The organism is Bacillus sp. EKM501B (genome assembly GCF_011800505.1).
GTDB classification, from domain to species: Bacteria; Bacillota; Bacilli; order Bacillales; family Bacillaceae_G; genus Bacillus_A; species Bacillus_A cereus.
Window position 1 is genome coordinate 1 of record NZ_JAALFZ010000033.1, and the last position, 20,571, is coordinate 20,571.

A 20,571-nucleotide genomic window follows, 5' to 3' on the forward strand; every position below is an offset into this window, starting at 1 on the left:
GATATGAAAGAGCAAGTATTACAAGTAACAAAAGGTGACTTCGTAGGATCAGCAAGTGGAGCGGTAGTATTAACAGCATTAATCGTATTTTTATCAAGCGTATTAGTATAATAGAAGTTTTGTAATAAAAGAAAAAGAGAGGAGAATGAAAGATATGAAAGAGCAAGTATTACAAGTAACAAAAGGTGACTTCGTAGGATCAGCAAGTGGAGCGGTAGTATTAACAGCGTTAATCGTATTTCTATCAAGCGTATTAGTATAATAGAAGCTTTGTAACAAAAGAAAAAAAGGAGGATAAATGATATGAAAGAGCAAGTATTACAAGTAACAAAAGGTGATTTCGTAGGATCAGCAAGTGGAGCGGTAGTATTAACAGCATTAATCGTATTTTTATCAAGTGTATTAGTATAATAGAAGTTTTAAATTAAACAAAAAAGGAAGGAGAATGAGGGATATGAACAGTGAACAAGTGTTTCAAGTAACAAAAACAGATTTATTAGGATCCTTAGGTGGAGCGGTAATATTAACATCATTTATTCTATTCCTTGCAAATGTATTAGTATGAGATATATAAATACAATCATTCAAAAAAAATAAAGACTCTAACGTATTAGTAAGTAGTTAATATGTTGGAGTCTTTTTTATATTCTTCTTATATACCCTCAAGTATTAAAGTTACCTCATTATCCAGCATTCATGGCTAATTAAACGCTGCGGTTGAAACTTGATTCAACGAATAATCAAAAATCCACTGAATAAAATCCCGCTTTATTTCAAAGAGAAAAAAGTCGAATTTTATATGTAAGAAAAAAAGAGGAATTTGACAGAAAAGATAGAAAATTTTAAAGGTCAGAATTTGTTAGCTTGCTAACTAATTTCTATTAATTAATGTTGGAAGCGTTTTCGGTTGGTTTTAAGTATGGACCATTTAATCTATTTACAGGGGGATGAAGATATTATGAAACAAAAATCTATGGATACGCTAGCTGCACAAATGGAGGACTTTTTTCCAGTACGTGATGTAGATCATTTGGAATTTTACGTAGGGAATGCAAAGCAATCGAGTTATTATCTTGCGAGAGCGTTCGGATTCAAAATTGTAGCTTACTCTGGATTAGAAACTGGAAACCGTGAAAAGGTATCTTATGTTCTTGTGCAAAAAAATATGCGTTTCGTTGTGTCTGGAGCTTTAAGTAGTGAAAATCGTATTGCAGAGTTTGTAAAGACTCATGGTGATGGCGTGAAGGATGTGGCACTACTTGTTGATGATGTTGATAAAGCATACTCAGAAGCAGTGAAACGTGGTGCCGTCGCAATTGCTCCACCGCAGGAATTAACAGATGAGGACGGTACATTGAAAAAAGCAGTTATTGGTACGTATGGTGATACAATTCATACGCTTGTAGAGCGTAAAAATTATAAAGGGGCATTTATGCCAGGATTCCAAAAGGTAGAATTTAATATTCCATTTGAGGAGTCTGGTTTAATTGCTGTTGATCATGTAGTTGGTAATGTTGAAAAAATGGAAGAGTGGGTTAGTTATTACGAGAATGTTATGGGCTTTAAACAAATGATTCATTTTGATGATGACGATATTAGTACAGAGTATTCGGCGTTAATGTCAAAAGTTATGACGAATGGAAGTCGTATTAAGTTTCCTATTAACGAACCAGCAGACGGAAAGAGAAAGTCACAAATTCAAGAGTATCTAGAATTCTATAATGGAGCTGGTGTACAACATCTTGCTTTATTAACAAGTGATATTGTTAAAACAGTTGAAGCGCTTCGTGCAAATGGGGTGGAGTTTTTAGATACACCTGATACTTATTACGATGAGCTAACTGCACGAGTTGGAAAAATCGATGAAGAAATTGATAAGTTAAAAGAATTAAAGATCTTAGTAGATCGTGATGATGAAGGTTACTTACTACAAATCTTTACGAAACCAATTGTAGATCGTCCGACTTTATTTATTGAAATCATTCAACGTAAAGGTTCTCGTGGATTTGGTGAAGGAAACTTTAAAGCGTTATTCGAATCAATTGAAAGAGAACAAGAGCGTCGCGGAAACTTATAAGATTTGTATCCACCAGCAAAAGTCCCTTTGCTGGTGGAAATTTCATTTTTATAAGGAGGAATCAGGATGAAATTTGTTACATTTTGTCTTCCTTCAAAAGAACTACGGGCTGGATGGCTTGAAGGTGACAAAGTAATAGATATGAATCTTGCTAGTGAAGGGAAAATCCCTTCTTCTATGATGGATTTTTTAGAGAAAGCGGATGAGTATGTAGAAGTAGTGCGGAATATTAAGAATCCAAATAAGGGTATATATGCTTTAGAAGAAGTACAATTGACAGCTGCTCTTCCTAATCCGAGTAGTATTCGAGATTTTTACGCATTTGAACAACATGTAAAAACAGCTCGTGGACGAAGAGGATTAGATGTTGTGCCTGAATGGTATGATATTCCGGTTTTTTATTTTACTAATCATCGTGCTGTAATTGGTTCCGGTGATTTTGTAATTGGTCCGAAAAAGTCTAAACAGCTTGATTATGAGTTGGAGATTGCTTGCGTAATAGGAAGAGAAGGGCGAAATATTTCTCGAGAGCAAGCAGAGGAATATATTTTTGGTTATTGTATTATGAACGACTGGAGTGCGAGAGACTTACAAGCAACAGAAATGAAAGTAGGTCTCGGTCCAGCGAAAGGAAAAGACTTTGCAACTTCATTAGGAGCACATCTCGTTACGAAAGAGGAATTAGACGTTTATCGTAATGGTGATCGATATAATTTAGAAATGACTGCTCATGTAAATGGAAAACTATTATCAAAAGGAAACTTCCAAGATATTTACTATACATTTGCTGAAATGATTGAACGTGCTTCAGAGGACGTTACGTTATATCCAGGAGATGTGATTGGTTCTGGGACAGTAGGAACAGGATGTATTTTAGAACTGGGTACAGAAGAGTGGCTACAAGATGGAGATGTTGTAGAACTGTCGATTACTGGTTTAGGTACACTACGTAATACGATCAAAAAAGAAAAGGAAGCGGGTGATGGGCATGTTTTATCGTCACATGGGAGAACTACCTCATAAACGACATGTACAATTTCGTAAAAAAGATGGGTCGCTTTATCGTGAACAGGTAATGGGAACAAAAGGTTTTTCTGGTACGCAGTCTATTTTGTATCATCATTATATGCCAACAGAAGTAGGTCATTCTGCATTATCGCATTCTTGTCAGTTGCAGTATGAAGAGGATGTTGCTCTTTCTCATCGCCACTTTCGAACGAAAGAAAGTAAAAAAAGTGGTGATGCAATAAGTGGACGGAATTTCATACTTGGAAATGAAGATTTGTTAATTGGAGTAGTGAGTCCAACAGAAAAAATGGATTATTTCTATCGTAATGGTGATGGCGATGAAATGTTATTTGTTCATTATGGAACAGGGAAAATTGAAACGATGTTTGGAACGATTCACTATAGAAAAGGCGACTATGTAACGATTCCAATTGGAACGATTTATCGTGTTATTCCAGATGAAGGAGAGACTAAGTTTCTTGTTGTAGAGGCAAATAGCCAAATTACAACGCCGCGTCGTTATCGAAATGAATACGGACAATTGTTAGAGCATAGTCCGTTTTGTGAAAGAGATCTTCGTGGTCCAGAAAAATTAGAGACATATGATGAAAAAGGCGAGTTTGTCGTAATGACAAAATCAAGAGGCTATATGCATAAACATGTTTTAGGACACCACCCGTTAGATGTTGTTGGATGGGATGGCTATTTATATCCGTGGGTATTTAATGTAGAGGATTTTGAACCAATTACAGGGCGCATTCATCAGCCACCGCCAGTACATCAAACATTTGAAGGACATAATTTTGTTATTTGCTCTTTCGTACCACGTTTATACGATTATCATCCAGAGTCAATTCCAGCACCATATTATCATAGTAATGTTAATAGTGATGAAGTTCTTTACTATGTAGAAGGAAACTTTATGAGTCGCAAAGGTGTGGAAGAAGGTTCTATTACACTTCATCCGAGCGGGATTCCCCATGGACCGCATCCGGGGAAAACAGAGGCAAGTATAGGGAAGAAAGAGACGCTTGAATTAGCTGTTATGATAGACACATTCCGTCCGCTTCGTATTGTAAAACAAGCACATGAAACAGAAGATGAAAAGTATATGTATAGCTGGATTGAACAAGGTTCATATACTGTGAAATAAGTAAAAAAGGCATGCTCTCAATAAGGGGGCATGCCTTTTTCACGGAATCGACATGTATAATAATACCAAAAAAATAATGGAAAGATATATAGAAAGAATAATAAGGATCGTGCATATTCAGAAGAATTTCTACTTGTTTCGACAAAAGTATTGACTAGGAAAAGCGTAATGAGTAAAATAAAAAAGCGAATTAAAAATTTTCAGAAAATTTAAAACTTGGAGGAGTGAAAGATGAAGCAAATTTTTCAAAAGAAGCCAATTGCAAAGTTAATGCATGAAAGTAAGCAAAAAACGTTAGCAAGAACATTGGGTGCGCTAGATTTAACTATGCTTGGAATCGGAGCAATTGTTGGAACTGGTATTTTTGTTCTAACGGGTGTTGTGGCAGCGAAACATTCTGGGCCAGCTATTATATTATCATTTGCGATTGCCGCGTTAGCTTGTGCCTTTGCTGCATTTTGTTATGCTGAATTTGCTTCTTCAGTTCCTGTCTCGGGCAGTGTGTATACGTATACATACGCGACGATGGGGGAAGTGTTCGCATTTTTAATTGGCTGGGACTTAATGCTTGAATATTTACTTGCTACATCTGCTGTAGCAAACGGTTGGTCTGCATATTTTCAATCTTTATTAAAGGGGTTTGGAATTCACATTCCGACTATTCTCTCCTCGGCTCCTGGTACAGGAAAGGGTGGAATAATTGATCTACCTGCAGTTCTAATTATTTTAGTGATGACAGTTCTTTTATCTAGGGGTGTTCGTGAAAGTGCACGAGTAAATAACATTATGGTATTTATTAAAATAGCAGTTGTTCTTATTTTTATCTTTGCTGGTTTTAATTATGTGAAACCTGAAAACTGGACGCCCTTTATGCCATTTGGTTTAGATGGTGTAATGGCTGGAGCGGCTACAGTATTCTTCGCATTTATAGGATTTGATGCAGTTTCAACAGCGGCAGAAGAAGTGAAACGTCCGCAACGTGATTTACCAATTGGTATTATTGCATCGTTATTAATTTGTACAGTTCTTTATATCGTTGTTTCGCTTATTTTGACAGGAATTGTTCCATACGGCCAGCTAAATATATCAGATCCAGTTGCTTTTGCACTTCAATTTATTGGACAAGATGGTTTAGCGGGGGTAATTTCAGTAGGAGCAATTACAGGAATTACAACAGTAATGCTAGTTATGATGTATGGGCAAGTTCGTGTTTCTTATGCGATGAGCCGAGATGGTTTACTGCCGAAGCGTCTTGCTAAAGTTCATCCGAAATTTAAAACGCCATTTTTAAATACATGGACAACGGGGATTATTGCGGCACTGATTTCAGGATTAATAGATTTAAATGTTTTAGCACATCTTGTAAATATGGGGACATTGTCAGCATTTGCACTTGTAGCTGTTGCGGTAATCGTAATGAGAAGAACTCATCCAGACTTACCAAGGGCATTTAAGGCTCCGCTTGTACCATTTTTACCAGCATTAACAGTGATTTTCTGTTTATACTTAATGCTTCAATTATCAGGGACAGCGTGGATTAGTTTTGGGATATGGATGGTTATTGGTATAGCGGTTTACTTCTTATATAGCCGAAAACATAGTGCTTTAAATAATAGTAAAAAAGAAGATGATGTTGCAAATTTATAAGCGAAAAAATCCATTCTAATTCTGTTAGAATGGATTTTTTTATTTGAAAATTTACATTTTTCTGAACTTGTTATAAGATAATTGTTGGCTAACTAAAGGGGTGGAATGATGAAAAATACGTGGCGTGAGTTAAGGGAGATGGACCGTAACGTATGGATTCGATTTATTGGAGAGACGTTAAATGGAATTGCAATGATGATGTTAATGCCTTTTTTTGCATTATATTTAAAAGATAAGGTAGATTCGTTGTTGGAAGTTGGGGTTATTATGGCGCTTTCTCCAATTGCTGCAAGCTTTGGATCACTTATAGGAGGGAGAATTGCTGACATATATGGAAGAAAGCCTATTATGATATTTTCTATGGCAAGTAATGCATTATTAATGCTCGGTTTTCTATTTATAGAAGGATTTATTCCGTATGCAATTTTATCTATTTTTTTAGGGTTGAGTAATTCTTTATTTCATCCAGCTGCATCAGCTATGGTCGCGGATGTAACGGCACCAGAAAAAAGAACAGAGGCATATGGTTTATTACGAATGGGACACAATATAGGTGCTGCGATTGGTCCGATAATGGGAGCATCAGTAGTTGTGTTGTCAAAGAACCTTGTATTTATTATTGCCTCTTCTACAATGCTATTTTATGCGTTACTTGTATTACTTCTTATTCAAGAGACGATGCCAAAGAGGATAGATAAGGAAGAACATAAAGAAAAGGAATCTGGGGCAGTTTGGAAAATTTTAATGCGAGATAAGGCATTAATGATTTACTTATTAGCAGGTATTATCATTTCGATGGGGTTTTCTCAAACGGAAGGCATGCTGCCACTACATTTTGATAATGAAATGAAGCGTATTTTTGGAACGAATAATCCATATCCATATTTAATGGCGTTAAACGGACTATTAGTTGTTTTATTCCAGTTTCAAATTTCAAAATGGGCTACGGACAAACCAGTCGGGAAGACGATGTTATATGGTGCATGTTTATTCGGGATTGGATTATTTTTTATAGGGTGGTTACCGAAGTGGTTTGGAGAATTTAATACAAATGCTACAATTATTTTAATAACACTACTGTTCGTTTATGCTATATATACGTTAGGTGAGATGATTATGTCGCCTGTACAGATGACATTTGTAGCAAATTTGGCCCCTGAGCATTTGAGAGGGACTTATATGGGAGCTGCAAGTTTGCAGTGGATTACAGGAAGCGCATTTGGTCCACTTTTGGGAGGTTTTTTATTAGATCGATTACTTGGTCACTTTCTATTTACAATTTTAGCTGTAGGATGTGTAGTTGCAGGTATTGTATATGTTTCTTTAGATCGCCTTGTGGAGCAAAGGCAAAAAGACACACTAACCAAACAATCTTCTTAGTGAATAGGTGATATACACAAAAAAGGGGATTTCTACATATTTTAGGTACATAACTAGATTAGATTGCCATTTTATTTTGTGTAGCTATATAGAAAATGAAATGAAAAACCAATAAGTGATGTTATTTAATTATTTATGGAAGTTACATTTTATTTCAAATAGGAACTACCTATTTTTATAAAAAGTGCTAAAATAGAAAAATGAAAACAATTGGTTAGGGTGATTTCATTGACGAAAATTAAATTAGGTTTATTATATGGTGGAAAATCAGCTGAGCATCAAGTTTCGCTACAGACGGCTCTTGCTGCTATTAAAGCGTTAAATCAAGATAAATTCGAGATTCATCCAATTTATATTACAGAACAAGGTCAATGGGTACGCGGTGAGCGTATTGAAGGCGAAGTAACAGATGTTGAAGCTTTAAAAATGAGCGGTGCAGAAAATGCGATTTCTCCGTTATCATTAAGTACAGAAATTATCCCATCTGCAGCTTCTGAGGAGAATGCTATTGACGTTATTTTCCCATTACTACATGGACCAAACGGTGAAGATGGAACGGTTCAAGGACTATTAGAATTAATGAATATCCCTTATGTAGGAAATGGTGTTCTAGCATCATCTGCTGGTATGGATAAAGTTGTTATGAAAAACATCTTTGCAGAGGCTGGTTTAAAACAAGCAAAATATGCATCCTTCATTCGTAGTGCATGGGAAAAAAATCGTGAGGAAGCTTATTCTAAAGTAGAAGATAAGTTAGGATATCCTTGCTTCGTAAAACCAGCGAACCTTGGTTCAAGTGTTGGTATTAATAAGTGTAAAAATCGTGAAGAACTTGAGGATGCATTTGTAGAGGCATTCCAATTTGATCGCAAAATTATTGTAGAAGAAAATATTGTAGGTCGTGAAGTAGAAGTTGGGGTACTAGGTAATGATGAGCCGAAATGTTCAGTTGTAGGTGAAATCGTTCCGAAAAAGGACTTCTATGATTATAAGTCGAAATATATCGATGGTGATACGGCGCTAATTATTCCAGCTGAAATGACAGAAGAAGAATCTAATGTAATTAAGCGTGATGCAATTATTGCATTCCAATCATTAGACGGTGCAGGTTTAACGCGAGCTGATTTCTTCTTAACGAAAGATGGAGAAGTGTATATTAACGAAGTAAACACAATGCCAGGATTTACACCGTTCAGTATGTTCCCTCTATTATGGCAACATACTGGGTTACCGTATCCAGAATTAATCGAAGAGCTAATTCGTTTAGCGATTGAACGTCACGAAGAAAAACAAAAAATTAAATATACAATCTAACAAAAAAGGAGGAAGCACTATTCGTAGGAATAGTGCTTCCTCTATGTAAGGAGCGTTTTTATATGATAAAGCGAATGTTAAAGCAAGTGGAACAGATGGTAAATGGTACTGGATTAGCAGAGCAATATGAGGGAATTACTATTCAAGGCGTGTCTATTGATACAAGAAAAATTGAAAAAGGAAACTTGTATGTTCCGATTCAAGGGGAGCGCTTTGATGGACATGCTTTTGTAGATAAAGCTGTTGAAAATGGAGCTGTGGCTACATTATGGATGAAAGATGTAGCGAATCCACCTGAGAATCTTCCGGTTATTTTTGTGGAAGACACGCTATCCGCATTGCAAATGTTAGCGAAAAACTATCGTGATCAATTGGATGTTAAAGTTGTAGGTGTAACGGGTAGTAACGGTAAAACATCTACGAAAGATATTGTAACAAGTCTTCTTGCGACTAAATTCAAAGTGCAAAAAACAGAAGGGAACTTCAATAACCATATCGGATTACCTCTTACCATTTTAAACTTAGAAGAAACTACAGAAGTAGCAGTATTAGAGATGGGTATGTCAAGCCGAGGCGAAATTGAATTCTTATCTAAGTTAGCTCGTCCTAATGCAGCTATCATTACGAATATTGGTGAGGCACATTTAATGGATTTAGGATCTCGTGAGGCAATTGCTGAAGCGAAATTAGAAATTGTTACAGGGTTACAAGAAGGTGGCGTGTTCGTATATAACGGAGATGAGCCTTTATTAACGAATCGTGTTCCTGAAATGAATTTAGCAACAGAAACGGTTACGTTTGGTGATGCAAGAGCAAACGATTATTATCCAACGACTGTAACATTACAAGCAACTGGGACACATTTCAAAATGAATAGAGATGAAAATATTTCATTCTACTTACCGGTGTTAGGAAAACATAATGTGTATAATACACTTGCTTCAATGGCAATTGCGAAACATTTTGGTGTAACGTGGGAAGAGATGAAAGAAGGTTTAGTAACACTTCAAATGACGGGCATGCGTATGGAAATTGTGAAAACAAATAGTGGTTTAACAATTATCAACGATGCTTATAATGCAAGTCCGACGGCTATGGAAGCAGCATTCCATTTAATGAATGGTTTAGATGGTTTTGCTAAAAAAATCGTTGTGCTCGGTGATATGTTAGAACTTGGAGATCAAGAAGTACAGTTCCATTATGAGGTAGGAAAATTAATCGATCCAGCAAAAATCTCGCATGTATTCACATACGGTAGATTAGGGGCTCAAATTGCTGAAGGAGCGAAAATTAATTTCCCTAATGAACGTGTAAAGGCGTATGATAATAAAGAAGAGTTAGTAAAAGATTTACAAGCAGTAGTCGATGTGAAAGATGTTGTATTAATAAAAGCATCTCGCGGTATGAAATTAGAAGAAGTAATTACGATGTTGAAATAATTGGTGTATATAAATAGGGATGATAGTTACGAAAATAGAAGAAACTTATAATAAGCGCTTACAGTAAATATAAAAAAATAAAAGTGAAGAAAAAAACTCTGAATATGAAAATAAGGTAACAGTTGGGTTTGCTTTTTACACATACAAAACTTATAATTGATAAAGTGTAATAACGTTTAGAAGTATTTTCGTGAAGAATATACGCCCGTTTATATACGTGAGCATTCAGGAAAAGGGCTTTTCCGCAAATTCGGAAAACGCCTTTTTTTAAATGATAAGTATAGGATAGAAAAGGAGAAGTAACATTGACAACATTTCGAGAATTAGGATTAAGTGATTCTTTACTGCAATCTGTTGAAAGTATGGGCTTTGAAGAGGCTACACCAATTCAAGCTGAAACAATTCCACATGCATTGCAAGGTAAAGATATTATTGGGCAAGCGCAAACAGGTACAGGGAAAACAGCAGCATTCGGATTACCACTATTAGATAAAGTGGATACACATAAAGAATCGGTTCAAGGTATTGTTATCGCGCCAACGCGTGAATTAGCAATTCAAGTTGGAGAAGAATTATACAAAATTGGTAAGCATAAACGTGTTCGCATTTTACCAATTTATGGTGGTCAAGATATTAACCGCCAAATTCGTGCTCTAAAAAAACACCCACACATTATTGTTGGTACGCCGGGTCGTATTTTAGATCATATTAACCGTAAAACACTTCGTCTGCAAAACGTAGAGACAGTTGTTCTTGACGAAGCGGATGAAATGTTAAACATGGGCTTCATTGAAGACATTGAAGCAATTTTAACAGATGTGCCAGAAACACATCAAACATTACTATTCTCAGCGACAATGCCGGATCCAATCCGCCGTATTGCTGAGCGTTTCATGACTGAGCCTCAACACATTAAAGTAAAAGCAAAAGAAGTAACAATGCCAAACATTCAGCAGTTCTATTTAGAAGTGCAAGAAAAGAAAAAGTTTGACGTGTTAACACGCTTATTAGATATTCAATCTCCAGAGCTTGCAATCGTATTCGGTCGTACAAAGCGTCGTGTTGATGAATTATCAGAAGCATTAAACTTACGTGGTTATGCTGCAGAAGGTATTCACGGTGATTTAACTCAGGCGAAACGTATGTCTGTATTACGTAAATTTAAAGAAGGTTCTATTGAAGTTCTTGTTGCAACAGACGTTGCTGCACGTGGTCTTGATATTTCAGGCGTAACGCACGTATATAACTTCGATATTCCACAAGATCCAGAATCATACGTTCACCGTATCGGTCGTACTGGTCGTGCAGGTAAAAAAGGTATTGCAATGCTATTTGTAACACCACGTGAATCAGGACAATTAAAAAATATCGAGCGTACAACAAAACGTAAAATGGACCGCATGGATGCACCGACACTTGACGAGGCATTAGAAGGTCAACAACGTTTAATCGCTGAAAAGCTTCAAAGCACAATTGAAAATGAAAACTTAGCATACTACAAGCGTATTGCAGAAGAAATGTTAGAAGAAAATGACTCTGTAACAGTAGTAGCTGCTGCTTTAAAAATGATGACTAAAGAGCCGGATACAACTCCGATCGCTTTAACATCAGAACCACCTGTTGTTTCAAGAGGCGGCGGTTCTAAAAAACGCGGCGGTAACGGAGGCGGATACCGTGATGGTAACCGTAATCGTAGTCGTGATGCACGCGGCGGTGGCGATGGACGTAATCGTGACCGTAACCGTGATGGACGTAATCGTGACGGAAACCGTGATCGCAATCGTGATGGTGGTAGTCGTGGTCGTAGAGGTGAAGGCCAAGGTCGCCCTGGTTCTTCAAATGGACGCGGCGAAAGAAAACATCATAGCCGTCCACAAGCTTAATAAAAAAAAGAGAATGCCCTTTGCGGGCATTCTCTTTTTTTATTTCTATAATTGTGCATACTACATAATAGTTATGATAGAAAAGGGGCTGTTATATGCTTGTAAGGCTTGGTTACGTTGCGATGAGTGTACATTTGAAGAATGCATCTCCATCTCAAACGATGACGTATGCACAGTTTCAGAAATTAGATGATCGTGCTGCTGCAATTCGTAAACTTGAAAGAATTGCTAATTCCAATTTAGAAAATTGTTTACGTTTATTAAAGCATAATAAAGGGCATGACATATCTTTCTTTCGGCTCAGTTCAAAGCTCATTCCTTTAGCGAATCATGAGGAATTGCTAGAGTGGAACTATATTCGTCCTTTAAAAGAAAATTTAAAAAAACTAGGTGAATATGCAGTTCATATGAATATGAGAATTGATTTCCATCCAGATCATTTTGTTGTACTAAATTCACCTGAGGAGAGTGTTTTTAAACAATCTGTAAAAACATTGCAGATGCACAAAAAATTATTAAAAGGTATGGGGATTGAACATAAGCAACGATGTGTACTGCATGTCGGAGGAGGATATAAAGATAAAGAACTTGCATTAGAGCGCTTTATAGAGAATTGGTCGAATGTCCCAAGGGGTATTCAAGAAATGATTATATTAGAAAATGATGATACAACCTTTACGTTAGAGGAAACATTATATTTAGGAGAAAAATTAGATATTCCCGTCGTATTTGACTTACATCACCATATGATGAATAATGAGCAAGAAGATTGGTATGAAGATTGGGCACGTGTCGTTCATACGTGGGAAACGTCTTTGTTGCCGGTTAAAATGCATATCTCTAGCCCTAGAGAGGGGAAAGATCCAAGAGCTCATGCAGATTATATTAATGTAGAGGCATTTTTATCTTTTTTAAGAAGGATAAAGGGAAGTGTTCCGCAAATTGATTGTATGATTGAGGCGAAGATGAAGGATGAGTCTTTATTTCAATTAATGAGAGATTTAAGTGAACAAGTAGATGTAGAAATTATCGATGGTGCAAGCTTTTATATTAAATAAGCTTTGCACCATCGTTTTTTTTGGTTAAAAAAGGGGTTAAAATGCCACCGGTTATTAAGCCTGTTAAATGACTGATCGGATTGGCAGAAGGGTTAAAGAAAGTAAATAGCAGTAATAGAAGAATCATAATTGAGAAAATGGCAATTTCTTTTGGTTTTGAAGAGCGGTATCGATTGTACAATAAAAATAACTGTGCACCTAATAGTCCGAAAATACCACCTGATGCACCTGCGTGAATATATTCAAGCGGCATAATAATATAAGAAGAAATATTTCCAGAAATTCCAGAGAGAAAAAATAGAATAAAAAAAGAAAAGTGTCCGAGTTGCTTTTCGATAGAAGAACCAAGAGCGAACAAAAAAATACTATTAGAAAGAAAATGTTGTAAGTCTACGTGTACGAGAAGAGAAGTTATGACACGCCACCATTCTCCTTTAGCGATATATTCATTAGAGGCTGCCAGTGGTAAGAGAAAAAAGTCGCCTAATATCATCATGACTAAATGAATAAGAAGTAAGGTAAGAATAGTCGGTTGTAAAGAAATATGAGTGGATCTTATTAGCATACGGTTACTTTCACCCCTTTTGCATCAGAAAGATTCTCTGTTATTCTTATCAATATGAAAGAAGAAAGTTAAATAGAAGAAGGGGATTTCGAAATGATTATAGGGATTGGTATCGATATTATTGAATTAAATCGTATTGAAAAAATGCTAGATGGAAAGCTTAAATTTATGGAACGTATTTTAACGGAAAATGAACGTAATGTTGCTATGGAGCTGAAAGGAAGTCGTCTTACAGAGTTTGTAGCTGGAAGGTTTGCAGCGAAAGAGGCGTATTCAAAAGCTGTAGGTACTGGTATCGGAAAAGAAGTGAGTTTTTTAGATATTGAAGTGAAAAATGATGAAAGAGGTAAGCCAATTCTGATTACAAGTACAGAGTATATTGTTCATTTATCAATTAGTCATAGTAAGGAATTTGCTGTTGCTCAAGTTGTTTTAGAAAGCTCGTCACGCTAGTCTGCATATTTTATATCTTTGTCTCATATATTTGAGGTAGCGATAAGGAAGGTACATCTTCCATTCATTTATAGGGGCAAAGGGGCTGAATTGATGAAAAGGCGTCTGTTTTTAGTTCTTGTCGGTTTGTTGACCGTTTTTGTGTTGGCGGGTTGTATGGAAAAGAAGCAAGATGATGTCGTGAGAGATTTAGAATCAAAAGTAAAAGGGATGAAAAGTTATCAAGCTGAGGCAAAATTATCTATTAAAACAGGCAATGAGCCTCAAGAATATAACGTAGAGATTTGGCATAAGGAACCGTCTTTTTATCGTGTGAATTTAAAAAATGCAAAAAAAGATCAGAGCCAAATTATTTTGAGAAATGAAGAAGGTGTATTTGTATTAACGCCAGCACTTAATAAGAGCTTCCGTTTTCAAAGTGATTGGCCGCAAAATAGTAGCCAGGCTTATTTATATGAATCACTTGTAAGAGATATTTTGCAGGACAAGAAAAACCTTACTTTTGAGAAAACAGATAAGTATTATATTTTTAAAACAAAAACAAACTATCAACATCAAAATATGTTGCCGAGACAAGAGATTACATTGAATAAGAGCGACTTGACTCCAGTTTCAGTGAAGTTAATGGATAATGATCAAAATGTTCTTGTGAAAGTAGATTTCTCTAAAGTGAAATTCGATGCGAAATTTGATAAAGGTGCATTTGATACGAAACAAAATATGTCTAGAGCACAGGTAGATGTTCAAACAACAGCGAAAGAAGACAAACCGTTTGCTATTTTGTATCCACTTGATACACCACAAGGTATGACTCTGAAAGATGAAAAAGAGTTGAAGACAGACAGTGGCAAGCGTGCGATACTCACATACACTGGAAATAAGAAATCCTTTACTTTAATACAAGAAAAGGCAAAAGTTGCAGAGGCATCATCAGCGGTAAGTGTAAGTGGAGAACCAGTTGATCTTGGGTTTACGATTGGTGCATTGACGAAAGACTCTGTAACGTGGTCGCATAACGGAGTAGAATATATGCTCGTGTCTAAAGGTTTAGAGCCGAAGGAGCTGTTAATGGTTGCTCGTTCAGTTACAGCGAAGCAGGTGAAGTAAACTTCTTAGACGTGGTGATATATGTGCACCACGTCTTTTCTTAGTTTGAAGGTGGATTTCATAAAAGAAGCATATAAAAGAATAAGCTTCGCATATCGTGTATAAGGAAGTGTATTTATGGAAGAAGCACCATTTTACCGTGACACTTGGGTGGAAGTGGATTTAGATGCCATTTATAACAACGTTACACATATTAAAGAGTTCATCCCAAGTAATGTAGAGATTTTTGCTGTAGTTAAAGCAAACGCATATGGGCACGATTATGTACCGGTGGCTAAAACGGCATTAGAAGCAGGTGCAACAAGGTTAGCTGTTGCTTTTTTAGATGAAGCTTTAGTGCTTCGGAGGGCTGGTATTACTGAACCGATTTTAGTGTTAGGTCCCTCGCCGCCGCGTGATGTAAATGTAGCTGCTGAAAATGATGTAGCGCTAACTGTTTTTCAAAAAGAATGGGTGGAAGAAGCAATTAAACTTTGGGATGGTTCATCTGTAATGAAATTCCATATTAACTTTGATAGTGGTATGGGGAGAATTGGAATACGTGAAAGAAAAGAGCTAAAAGAATTTTTAAAGAGTTTAGAGGGTGCACCGTTTTTAGAGTTAGAAGGAGTATACACGCATTTTGCAACGGCAGATGAGGTTGAGACTTCGTATTTTGATAAGCAATATAACACGTTCTTGGAGCAGTTAAGTTGGTTGAAAGAATTCGGAGTGGATCCTAAGTTTGTTCATACAGCTAATAGTGCTGCGACGTTACGTTTTCAAGGGATTACATTTAATGCAGTGCGAATTGGGATTGCAATGTATGGATTATCTCCTTCTGTAGAAATACGTCCTTTTTTACCATTTGAATTAGAACCGGCGCTATCACTTCATACGAAAGTTGCTCATATTAAACAGGTAATTAAAGGTGATGGAATTAGTTATAACGTCACCTATCGAACGAAAACTGAAGAATGGATTGCGACTGTAGCGATTGGCTATGCAGATGGGTGGCTTAGAAGGTTACAAGGATTTGAAGTGCTTATAAATGGTAAAAGGGTACCGATTGTAGGGCGAGTAACAATGGATCAGTTCATGATTCATCTTCCTTGTGAAGTGCCACTTGGTACGAAAGTTACGCTTATTGGAAGGCAAGGAGATGAGTATATTAGCGCTACAGAGGTTGCGGAATACTCAGGGACTATTAATTATGAAATTATTGCAACGATCAGTTTCCGTGTGCCAAGAATATTTATACGGAATGGTAAGGTTGTAGAGATAATTAATTACTTGAACAATATATAGAAGGTAGTATGATTGCTTCTTGTCATTGGAGTGACTGTTCATTGCTGGATAATAAGCTCTTTTTGATGAGAAGCTTTTTACTTATAATCATTTTTTATATAAGTTGCACGTAAGTTTTGAAGAGGAGTTCTATTGTTTTTAGTTAGTTATGAGATAAAAAATTTAAGAAGATGAATGTTTTGTTTGTGAATTGGAAAACATAAGCAAGGAATAAGGAAGTCTTTGCAACAGGCTCCATACAATGGTATTATTACAATAGGTGTCATATATATATTTGGGTGTGTAGTTGACGGTGGAGGTGTATTTTTGTGTCCGAATCAAGTGTAACTACTGAAATCGTGGTTCGGTTGCCAAAGCAAATGGTAACGGAATTGGACGGAATTGGAAAACAAGAGAATAAGAATCGCCATGAACTAATTTGCCAGGCAACACAATTGTTATTGCGTCAACATAAGACGAAGAAACGCTACCAACATGAATCAATGCGACGTGGGTACATTGAAATGGGAAAAATTAATCTTGGTATTGCATCTGAAGCTTTCTTAGCAGAGTATGAAGCAGCTCATACAGTAGAACGCTTAGTTAGCGGGGGGTAATATTTTGATTGTAAAACGCGGCGACGTGTATTTTGCAGACCTTTCCCCAGTTGTTGGTTCTGAGCAAGGAGGCGTTCGTCCGGTTCTTGTCATTCAAAATGACATCGGAAATCGTTTTAGTCCAACGGTGATTGTAGCGGCTATTACTGCACAGATTCAAAAAGCGAAATTACCCACTCATGTGGAAATTGATGCGAAAAAGTATGGTTTTGAGAGAGATTCTGTTATTTTACTTGAGCAGATTCGAACAATCGATAAGCAACGCTTAACGGACAAAATCACTCATTTGGATGAAGTGATGATGAGTCGTGTAGATGAAGCGTTACAAATTAGTTTAGGACTAATAGATTTTTAAATCGGCAGTTTAAGTTGCTCTCTTTGAAGGGCAACTTTTTTTATTATAGAGGAGGTTACGGTTGTATATGGAAATGGTAGATAATCGACAAGCGTTAATGAAAATGTTAGTGAAAGAATTAGGCTTTACCGAAAAGCAAGTTCGTCATGTTATTCAATTAACAGAAGAAGGTAACACAGTTCCATTTATTGCTCGTTACCGAAAAGAATGGACAGGCTCTTTAGATGAGGTGCAAATTCGTACGATTTTAGAGAGATGGCAATATATGATGCAACTTGAAGATAGGAAGGAAGAAGTTCTTCGTCTTATTGATGAGAAGGGGAAACTGACAGAAGAGCTACGACAGCAAATTGTTAAAGCTACAAAGTTGCAAGAAGTAGAAGATCTATATCGTCCATATAAAGAGAAAAGAAGAACGAAAGCGACAATTGCTAAAGAAAAAGGATTAGAACCATTAGCTGAATGGTTATTGTTATATAAGAAAGAAGATCCGGCTAAAAAGGCAGTGGAATTTATTAATGTAGAGAAAGAAGTGCAATCTGCAGAAGAAGCTTTACAAGGTGCACAAGACATTATTGCAGAAATGGTTTCAGATGAAGCTGCGTATCGTAGTTGGATTCGAAATGTTACTTTTAGAAAAGGTGTTATGTCTTCGTCCGTGAAAGATGAAGAAAAAGATGAAAAGAATATATATGAAATGTATTACAGTTATGAAGAACCATTGCAAAAAGTAGTACCACATCGTGTATTAGCAATGAATCGTGGCGAGAAAGAAGATATATTGAGAGTTGCTGTTGTTCCGCCAGTAGATGAGATAGTAACTTTCTTAAATAAGAAAGTAATTCGTGATAACGATTCGAAAAGTGCACATTATGTACAATTAGCGATTGAAGATGGTTATAAACGATTAATTCAATCTTCAATCGAAAGAGAAATTCGTAAAGAATTAACAGAAACAGCTGAAGAACAAGCGATACATATTTTCTCTGAGAACTTACGTAACTTATTATTACAACCTCCGATGAAAGGGAAAGTCGTGCTAGCGGTAGATCCGGCATATAGAACTGGTTGTAAATTGTCTGTAGTAGATGATACGGGGAAAGTACTACATATCGATGTTATTTATCCGCATCCACCTGTTCGTAAATATGATGATGCAAAAACGAAAGTTCTTTCTATTATAGATAAATATCAAGTTGAAATGATTGCAATTGGTAATGGGACAGCATCTAGAGAAACAGAAGAGTTTATAGTAGATGTATTACAAAGTGTGAACCGAGATGTCTTTTATATTATTGTAAATGAAGCGGGTGCTAGTGTATATTCAGCCTCTGATTTAGCTCGTGAGGAATTCCCGAATTTACAAGTTGAAGAGAGAAGTGCCGTTTCTATTGGAAGACGTCTGCAAGATCCACTTGCTGAACTTGTGAAAATTGATCCTAAATCAGTTGGGGTTGGACAATACCAACATGATGTATCTCAAAAGAGACTGAATGAGTCATTAACATTTGTAGTAGAAACAGCTGTTAACCAAGTTGGGGTTAATGTAAATACGGCTTCGGTTGCATTGTTACAATATGTTTCAGGTTTATCGAAAACTGTTGCGAAAAATATTGTGGCAAAGAGAGAAGAAGATGGGAAATTCACGAAGCGCACGGAATTAAAGAAAATCCCGCGTTTAGGTGCAAAGACGTATGAACAATGTATAGGTTTCTTACGTATACTAGAAGGAGCGAATCCATTAGATCGAACAGGTATTCATCCAGAGCAATATAAAAATGTTGAATTGTTATTGAAGAGTCTAGGGTTATCGATAGATGACGTAGGACAACCGCAATTACAAAAGAGATTGGAAGAAGTAGAGATTTCTAAGTTATCTCAAGAAACAGGAGTTGGGGAGCCGACGTTAGTTGATATTATAGATGCGCTTATTAGTCCAGAAAGAGATATGAGGGATGAGTTGCCTAAACCACTTCTGAAAAAAGGGATTTTGAAATTAGAAGATTTAAAACGTGGTATGGAACTAGAAGGAACAGTTCGTAACGTTGTTGATTTTGGTGCTTTTGTTGATGTTGGCGTAAAGCAAGATGGTTTAGTACATATTTCTAAACTTAGCAAACAGTTTGTAAAGCATCCGTTAGATGTTGTATCAGTAGGGCAAATTGTAAAAGTATGGGTAGATGATATTGATACAAAAAAAGGACGCGTTGCACTATCTATGTTGCCGATTGAATAGTAAGAGAAGAGAGCAGACGAAACTGCTCTTTTTTTATGGAATAAAAAGTGTAATGGATTATGAGCTTTGATGTATTTTGCTATAATAAAACCAGCATTCATTTAATAATTTAATTTGATACCGGTTTTTTTCGAAATATGCACGTTGCATTTGTTTTTTTAGCCACGTAGGCATAGGAATCCCTCCTTGTTTAATCCTGCTCTCAAAAATCTAAAATGCTATTGATGAGAGGTTGGTGAGTGGATTTCTATTCATGTTTTGTTTTTAGAAACCACGTTTCTTACATGAGGATGGGTATATGTACTATTTAATATATGTATAAGAAGGGAGAAAAGTGTAAAAATATTTTTTTGTTTAGGAGGAATGAGAGTGGATGAGCAAGAAATTCAGCGACTAGTGGAAGAAGTGTCACTACAATACTTTGAGAGGCCGTTCTTACATAAAGCAGTGTTTAATAATAGATTACGTACAACTGGTGGGCGTTATTTATTGAAGAGTCATAATATCGAACTGAATTATCGATATTACGAAGTGTATGGTGAAGAAGAGTTAGTCGGGATTATTAAACATGAGCTTTGTCATTATCACTTACATATTGCAGGAAGAGGGTATAAGCACAGGGACAGGGATTTCCGTGAGTTGTTAAAGAAAGTTGATGCACCACGTTTTTGTAAACAAATGATTAATGAAGAGAAGGAAAAAAAGATTTATAAGTATGAATGTATGGAGTGTTCACTTCAATATGTAAGAAGGCGTCAAATAAATACAAAAAGATATGTCTGTGGAAAGTGTAAAGGGAAACTCAAACCGATATCGAAAACATCTTGACAGTAAAAACGCAATCCAGTATATTATAAACATGTCACGTTTGAACAAGATGTTGTTAAAAACTTCTTGACTTACAGAGAGAATTTTTATAAGATACAAATTGTCTTCATTATTCCGCAGTAGCTCAGTGGTAGAGCTATCGGCTGTTAACCGATCGGTCGTAGGTTCGAGTCCTACCTGCGGAG

The 20,571-nt window shown here is 36.3% G+C and carries 22 protein-coding genes and 1 tRNA gene; 21 read left to right on the top strand and 2 right to left on the bottom strand.

Annotated elements, in window-relative coordinates:
• The first annotated feature begins 3 nt into the window (after positions 1-3).
• From HFD78_RS28125 to uvsE, 13 genes are all read left to right on the top strand, one after another.
• Positions 4-111: a DUF3948 family protein gene (locus HFD78_RS28125; protein ID WP_000664237.1), complete on the top strand. Its 108-nt coding sequence runs from the start codon at positions 4-6 to the stop codon at positions 109-111.
• A gap of 34 nt (positions 112-145) precedes the next feature.
• Entirely contained in the window at positions 146-262 is a 117-nt protein-coding gene (locus tag HFD78_RS28130) for a DUF3948 family protein (RefSeq protein WP_000654250.1), read from the top strand.
• 32 nt (positions 263-294) lie between these two features.
• Positions 295-411: a DUF3948 family protein gene (locus HFD78_RS28135; RefSeq protein WP_025988984.1), complete on the top strand. Its 117-nt coding sequence runs from the start codon at positions 295-297 to the stop codon at positions 409-411.
• 43 nt (positions 412-454) lie between these two features.
• Positions 455-565: a DUF3948 family protein gene (locus tag HFD78_RS28140; protein ID WP_001083690.1), complete on the top strand. Its 111-nt coding sequence runs from the start codon at positions 455-457 to the stop codon at positions 563-565.
• Positions 566-958: 393 nt separating this feature from the next.
• Positions 959-2,077 carry a 4-hydroxyphenylpyruvate dioxygenase gene (hppD, locus tag HFD78_RS28145; protein ID WP_000810922.1) on the top strand — a complete coding sequence of 373 codons (1,119 nt, stop codon included), beginning with the start codon at positions 959-961 and terminating at the stop codon, positions 2,075-2,077.
• A gap of 66 nt (positions 2,078-2,143) precedes the next feature.
• Positions 2,144-3,100, top strand: a complete 957-nt coding sequence (locus HFD78_RS28150; RefSeq protein ID WP_000673990.1) for a fumarylacetoacetate hydrolase family protein — start codon at positions 2,144-2,146, stop codon at positions 3,098-3,100.
• Positions 3,066-4,238 (top strand): homogentisate 1,2-dioxygenase, encoded by a 1,173-nt coding sequence (locus HFD78_RS28155; RefSeq protein ID WP_013141710.1) that lies wholly within the window; start codon positions 3,066-3,068, stop codon positions 4,236-4,238. The genes HFD78_RS28150 and HFD78_RS28155 overlap by 35 nt, the downstream gene beginning before the upstream one ends.
• A 231-nt stretch (positions 4,239-4,469) precedes the next feature.
• Positions 4,470-5,885, top strand: coding sequence for a branched-chain amino acid transporter BcaP (gene bcaP, locus HFD78_RS28160; RefSeq protein ID WP_000809348.1), 1,416 nt, complete (start codon positions 4,470-4,472; stop codon positions 5,883-5,885).
• A gap of 108 nt (positions 5,886-5,993) precedes the next feature.
• On the top strand, positions 5,994-7,265 hold the full coding sequence (locus HFD78_RS28165) for an MDR family MFS transporter (RefSeq protein ID WP_000799714.1): 1,272 nt from the start codon (positions 5,994-5,996) through the stop codon (positions 7,263-7,265).
• Positions 7,266-7,493: 228 nt separating this feature from the next.
• Entirely contained in the window at positions 7,494-8,579 is a 1,086-nt protein-coding gene (locus HFD78_RS28170) for a D-alanine--D-alanine ligase (protein WP_000161427.1), read from the top strand.
• Positions 8,580-8,641: 62 nt separating this feature from the next.
• Complete coding sequence (murF, locus tag HFD78_RS28175) at positions 8,642-10,018, top strand: UDP-N-acetylmuramoyl-tripeptide--D-alanyl-D-alanine ligase (protein WP_000595964.1); 1,377 nt, start codon at positions 8,642-8,644, stop codon at positions 10,016-10,018.
• A gap of 305 nt (positions 10,019-10,323) precedes the next feature.
• Positions 10,324-11,901 carry a degradosome RNA helicase CshA gene (gene cshA / locus HFD78_RS28180; RefSeq protein ID WP_000206584.1) on the top strand — a complete coding sequence of 526 codons (1,578 nt, stop codon included), beginning with the start codon at positions 10,324-10,326 and terminating at the stop codon, positions 11,899-11,901.
• Positions 11,902-11,996: 95 nt separating this feature from the next.
• Complete coding sequence (uvsE, locus tag HFD78_RS28185) at positions 11,997-12,959, top strand: UV DNA damage repair endonuclease UvsE (protein WP_000961161.1); 963 nt, start codon at positions 11,997-11,999, stop codon at positions 12,957-12,959.
• On the opposite strand, the gene HFD78_RS28190 is transcribed toward uvsE, so the two are convergent.
• On the bottom strand, positions 12,952-13,524 hold the full coding sequence (locus tag HFD78_RS28190; protein WP_000908523.1) for a rhomboid family intramembrane serine protease: 573 nt from the start codon (positions 13,522-13,524) through the stop codon (positions 12,952-12,954). The genes uvsE and HFD78_RS28190 overlap by 8 nt on opposite strands.
• 93 nt (positions 13,525-13,617) lie before the next feature.
• On the opposite strand from HFD78_RS28190, the gene acpS reads away from it, so the two are divergent.
• From acpS to HFD78_RS28220, 6 genes are all read left to right on the top strand, one after another.
• Complete coding sequence (gene acpS / locus HFD78_RS28195; RefSeq protein WP_000583417.1) at positions 13,618-13,977, top strand: holo-ACP synthase; 360 nt, start codon at positions 13,618-13,620, stop codon at positions 13,975-13,977.
• A gap of 156 nt (positions 13,978-14,133) precedes the next feature.
• Positions 14,134-15,084, top strand: a complete 951-nt coding sequence (locus HFD78_RS28200; protein WP_002060618.1) for a LolA family protein — start codon at positions 14,134-14,136, stop codon at positions 15,082-15,084.
• 117 nt (positions 15,085-15,201) lie between these two features.
• Complete coding sequence (gene alr, locus HFD78_RS28205; protein WP_000390617.1) at positions 15,202-16,371, top strand: alanine racemase; 1,170 nt, start codon at positions 15,202-15,204, stop codon at positions 16,369-16,371.
• Between the two features lie 308 nt (positions 16,372-16,679).
• Positions 16,680-16,967 carry an antitoxin EndoAI gene (locus tag HFD78_RS28210; RefSeq protein WP_000004570.1) on the top strand — a complete coding sequence of 96 codons (288 nt, stop codon included), beginning with the start codon at positions 16,680-16,682 and terminating at the stop codon, positions 16,965-16,967.
• Between the two features lie 4 nt (positions 16,968-16,971).
• A complete protein-coding gene (ndoA, locus tag HFD78_RS28215; protein WP_000635965.1) occupies positions 16,972-17,322 on the top strand; it encodes a type II toxin-antitoxin system endoribonuclease NdoA in 351 nt (116 codons plus the stop codon).
• A 67-nt stretch (positions 17,323-17,389) separates the two neighbouring features.
• On the top strand, positions 17,390-19,558 hold the full coding sequence (locus tag HFD78_RS28220) for a Tex family protein (RefSeq protein ID WP_000426236.1): 2,169 nt from the start codon (positions 17,390-17,392) through the stop codon (positions 19,556-19,558).
• A 57-nt stretch (positions 19,559-19,615) separates the two neighbouring features.
• Here HFD78_RS28220 and cmpA read toward each other — a convergent pair whose 3' ends face one another.
• The gene (cmpA, locus tag HFD78_RS28225) at positions 19,616-19,732 is read right to left on the bottom strand and encodes a cortex morphogenetic protein CmpA (RefSeq protein ID WP_001143642.1); all 117 of its coding nucleotides are present in this window, start codon (positions 19,730-19,732) and stop codon (positions 19,616-19,618) included.
• 195 nt (positions 19,733-19,927) lie between these two features.
• Here cmpA and HFD78_RS28230 point away from each other — a divergent pair, with 195 nt between their 5' ends.
• Together HFD78_RS28230 and HFD78_RS28235 are read left to right on the top strand one after the other, a co-directional pair.
• Positions 19,928-20,386, top strand: a complete 459-nt coding sequence (locus HFD78_RS28230; protein WP_000344240.1) for a SprT family protein — start codon at positions 19,928-19,930, stop codon at positions 20,384-20,386.
• Positions 20,387-20,499: 113 nt separating this feature from the next.
• Positions 20,500-20,571 (top strand) — tRNA-Asn (locus HFD78_RS28235).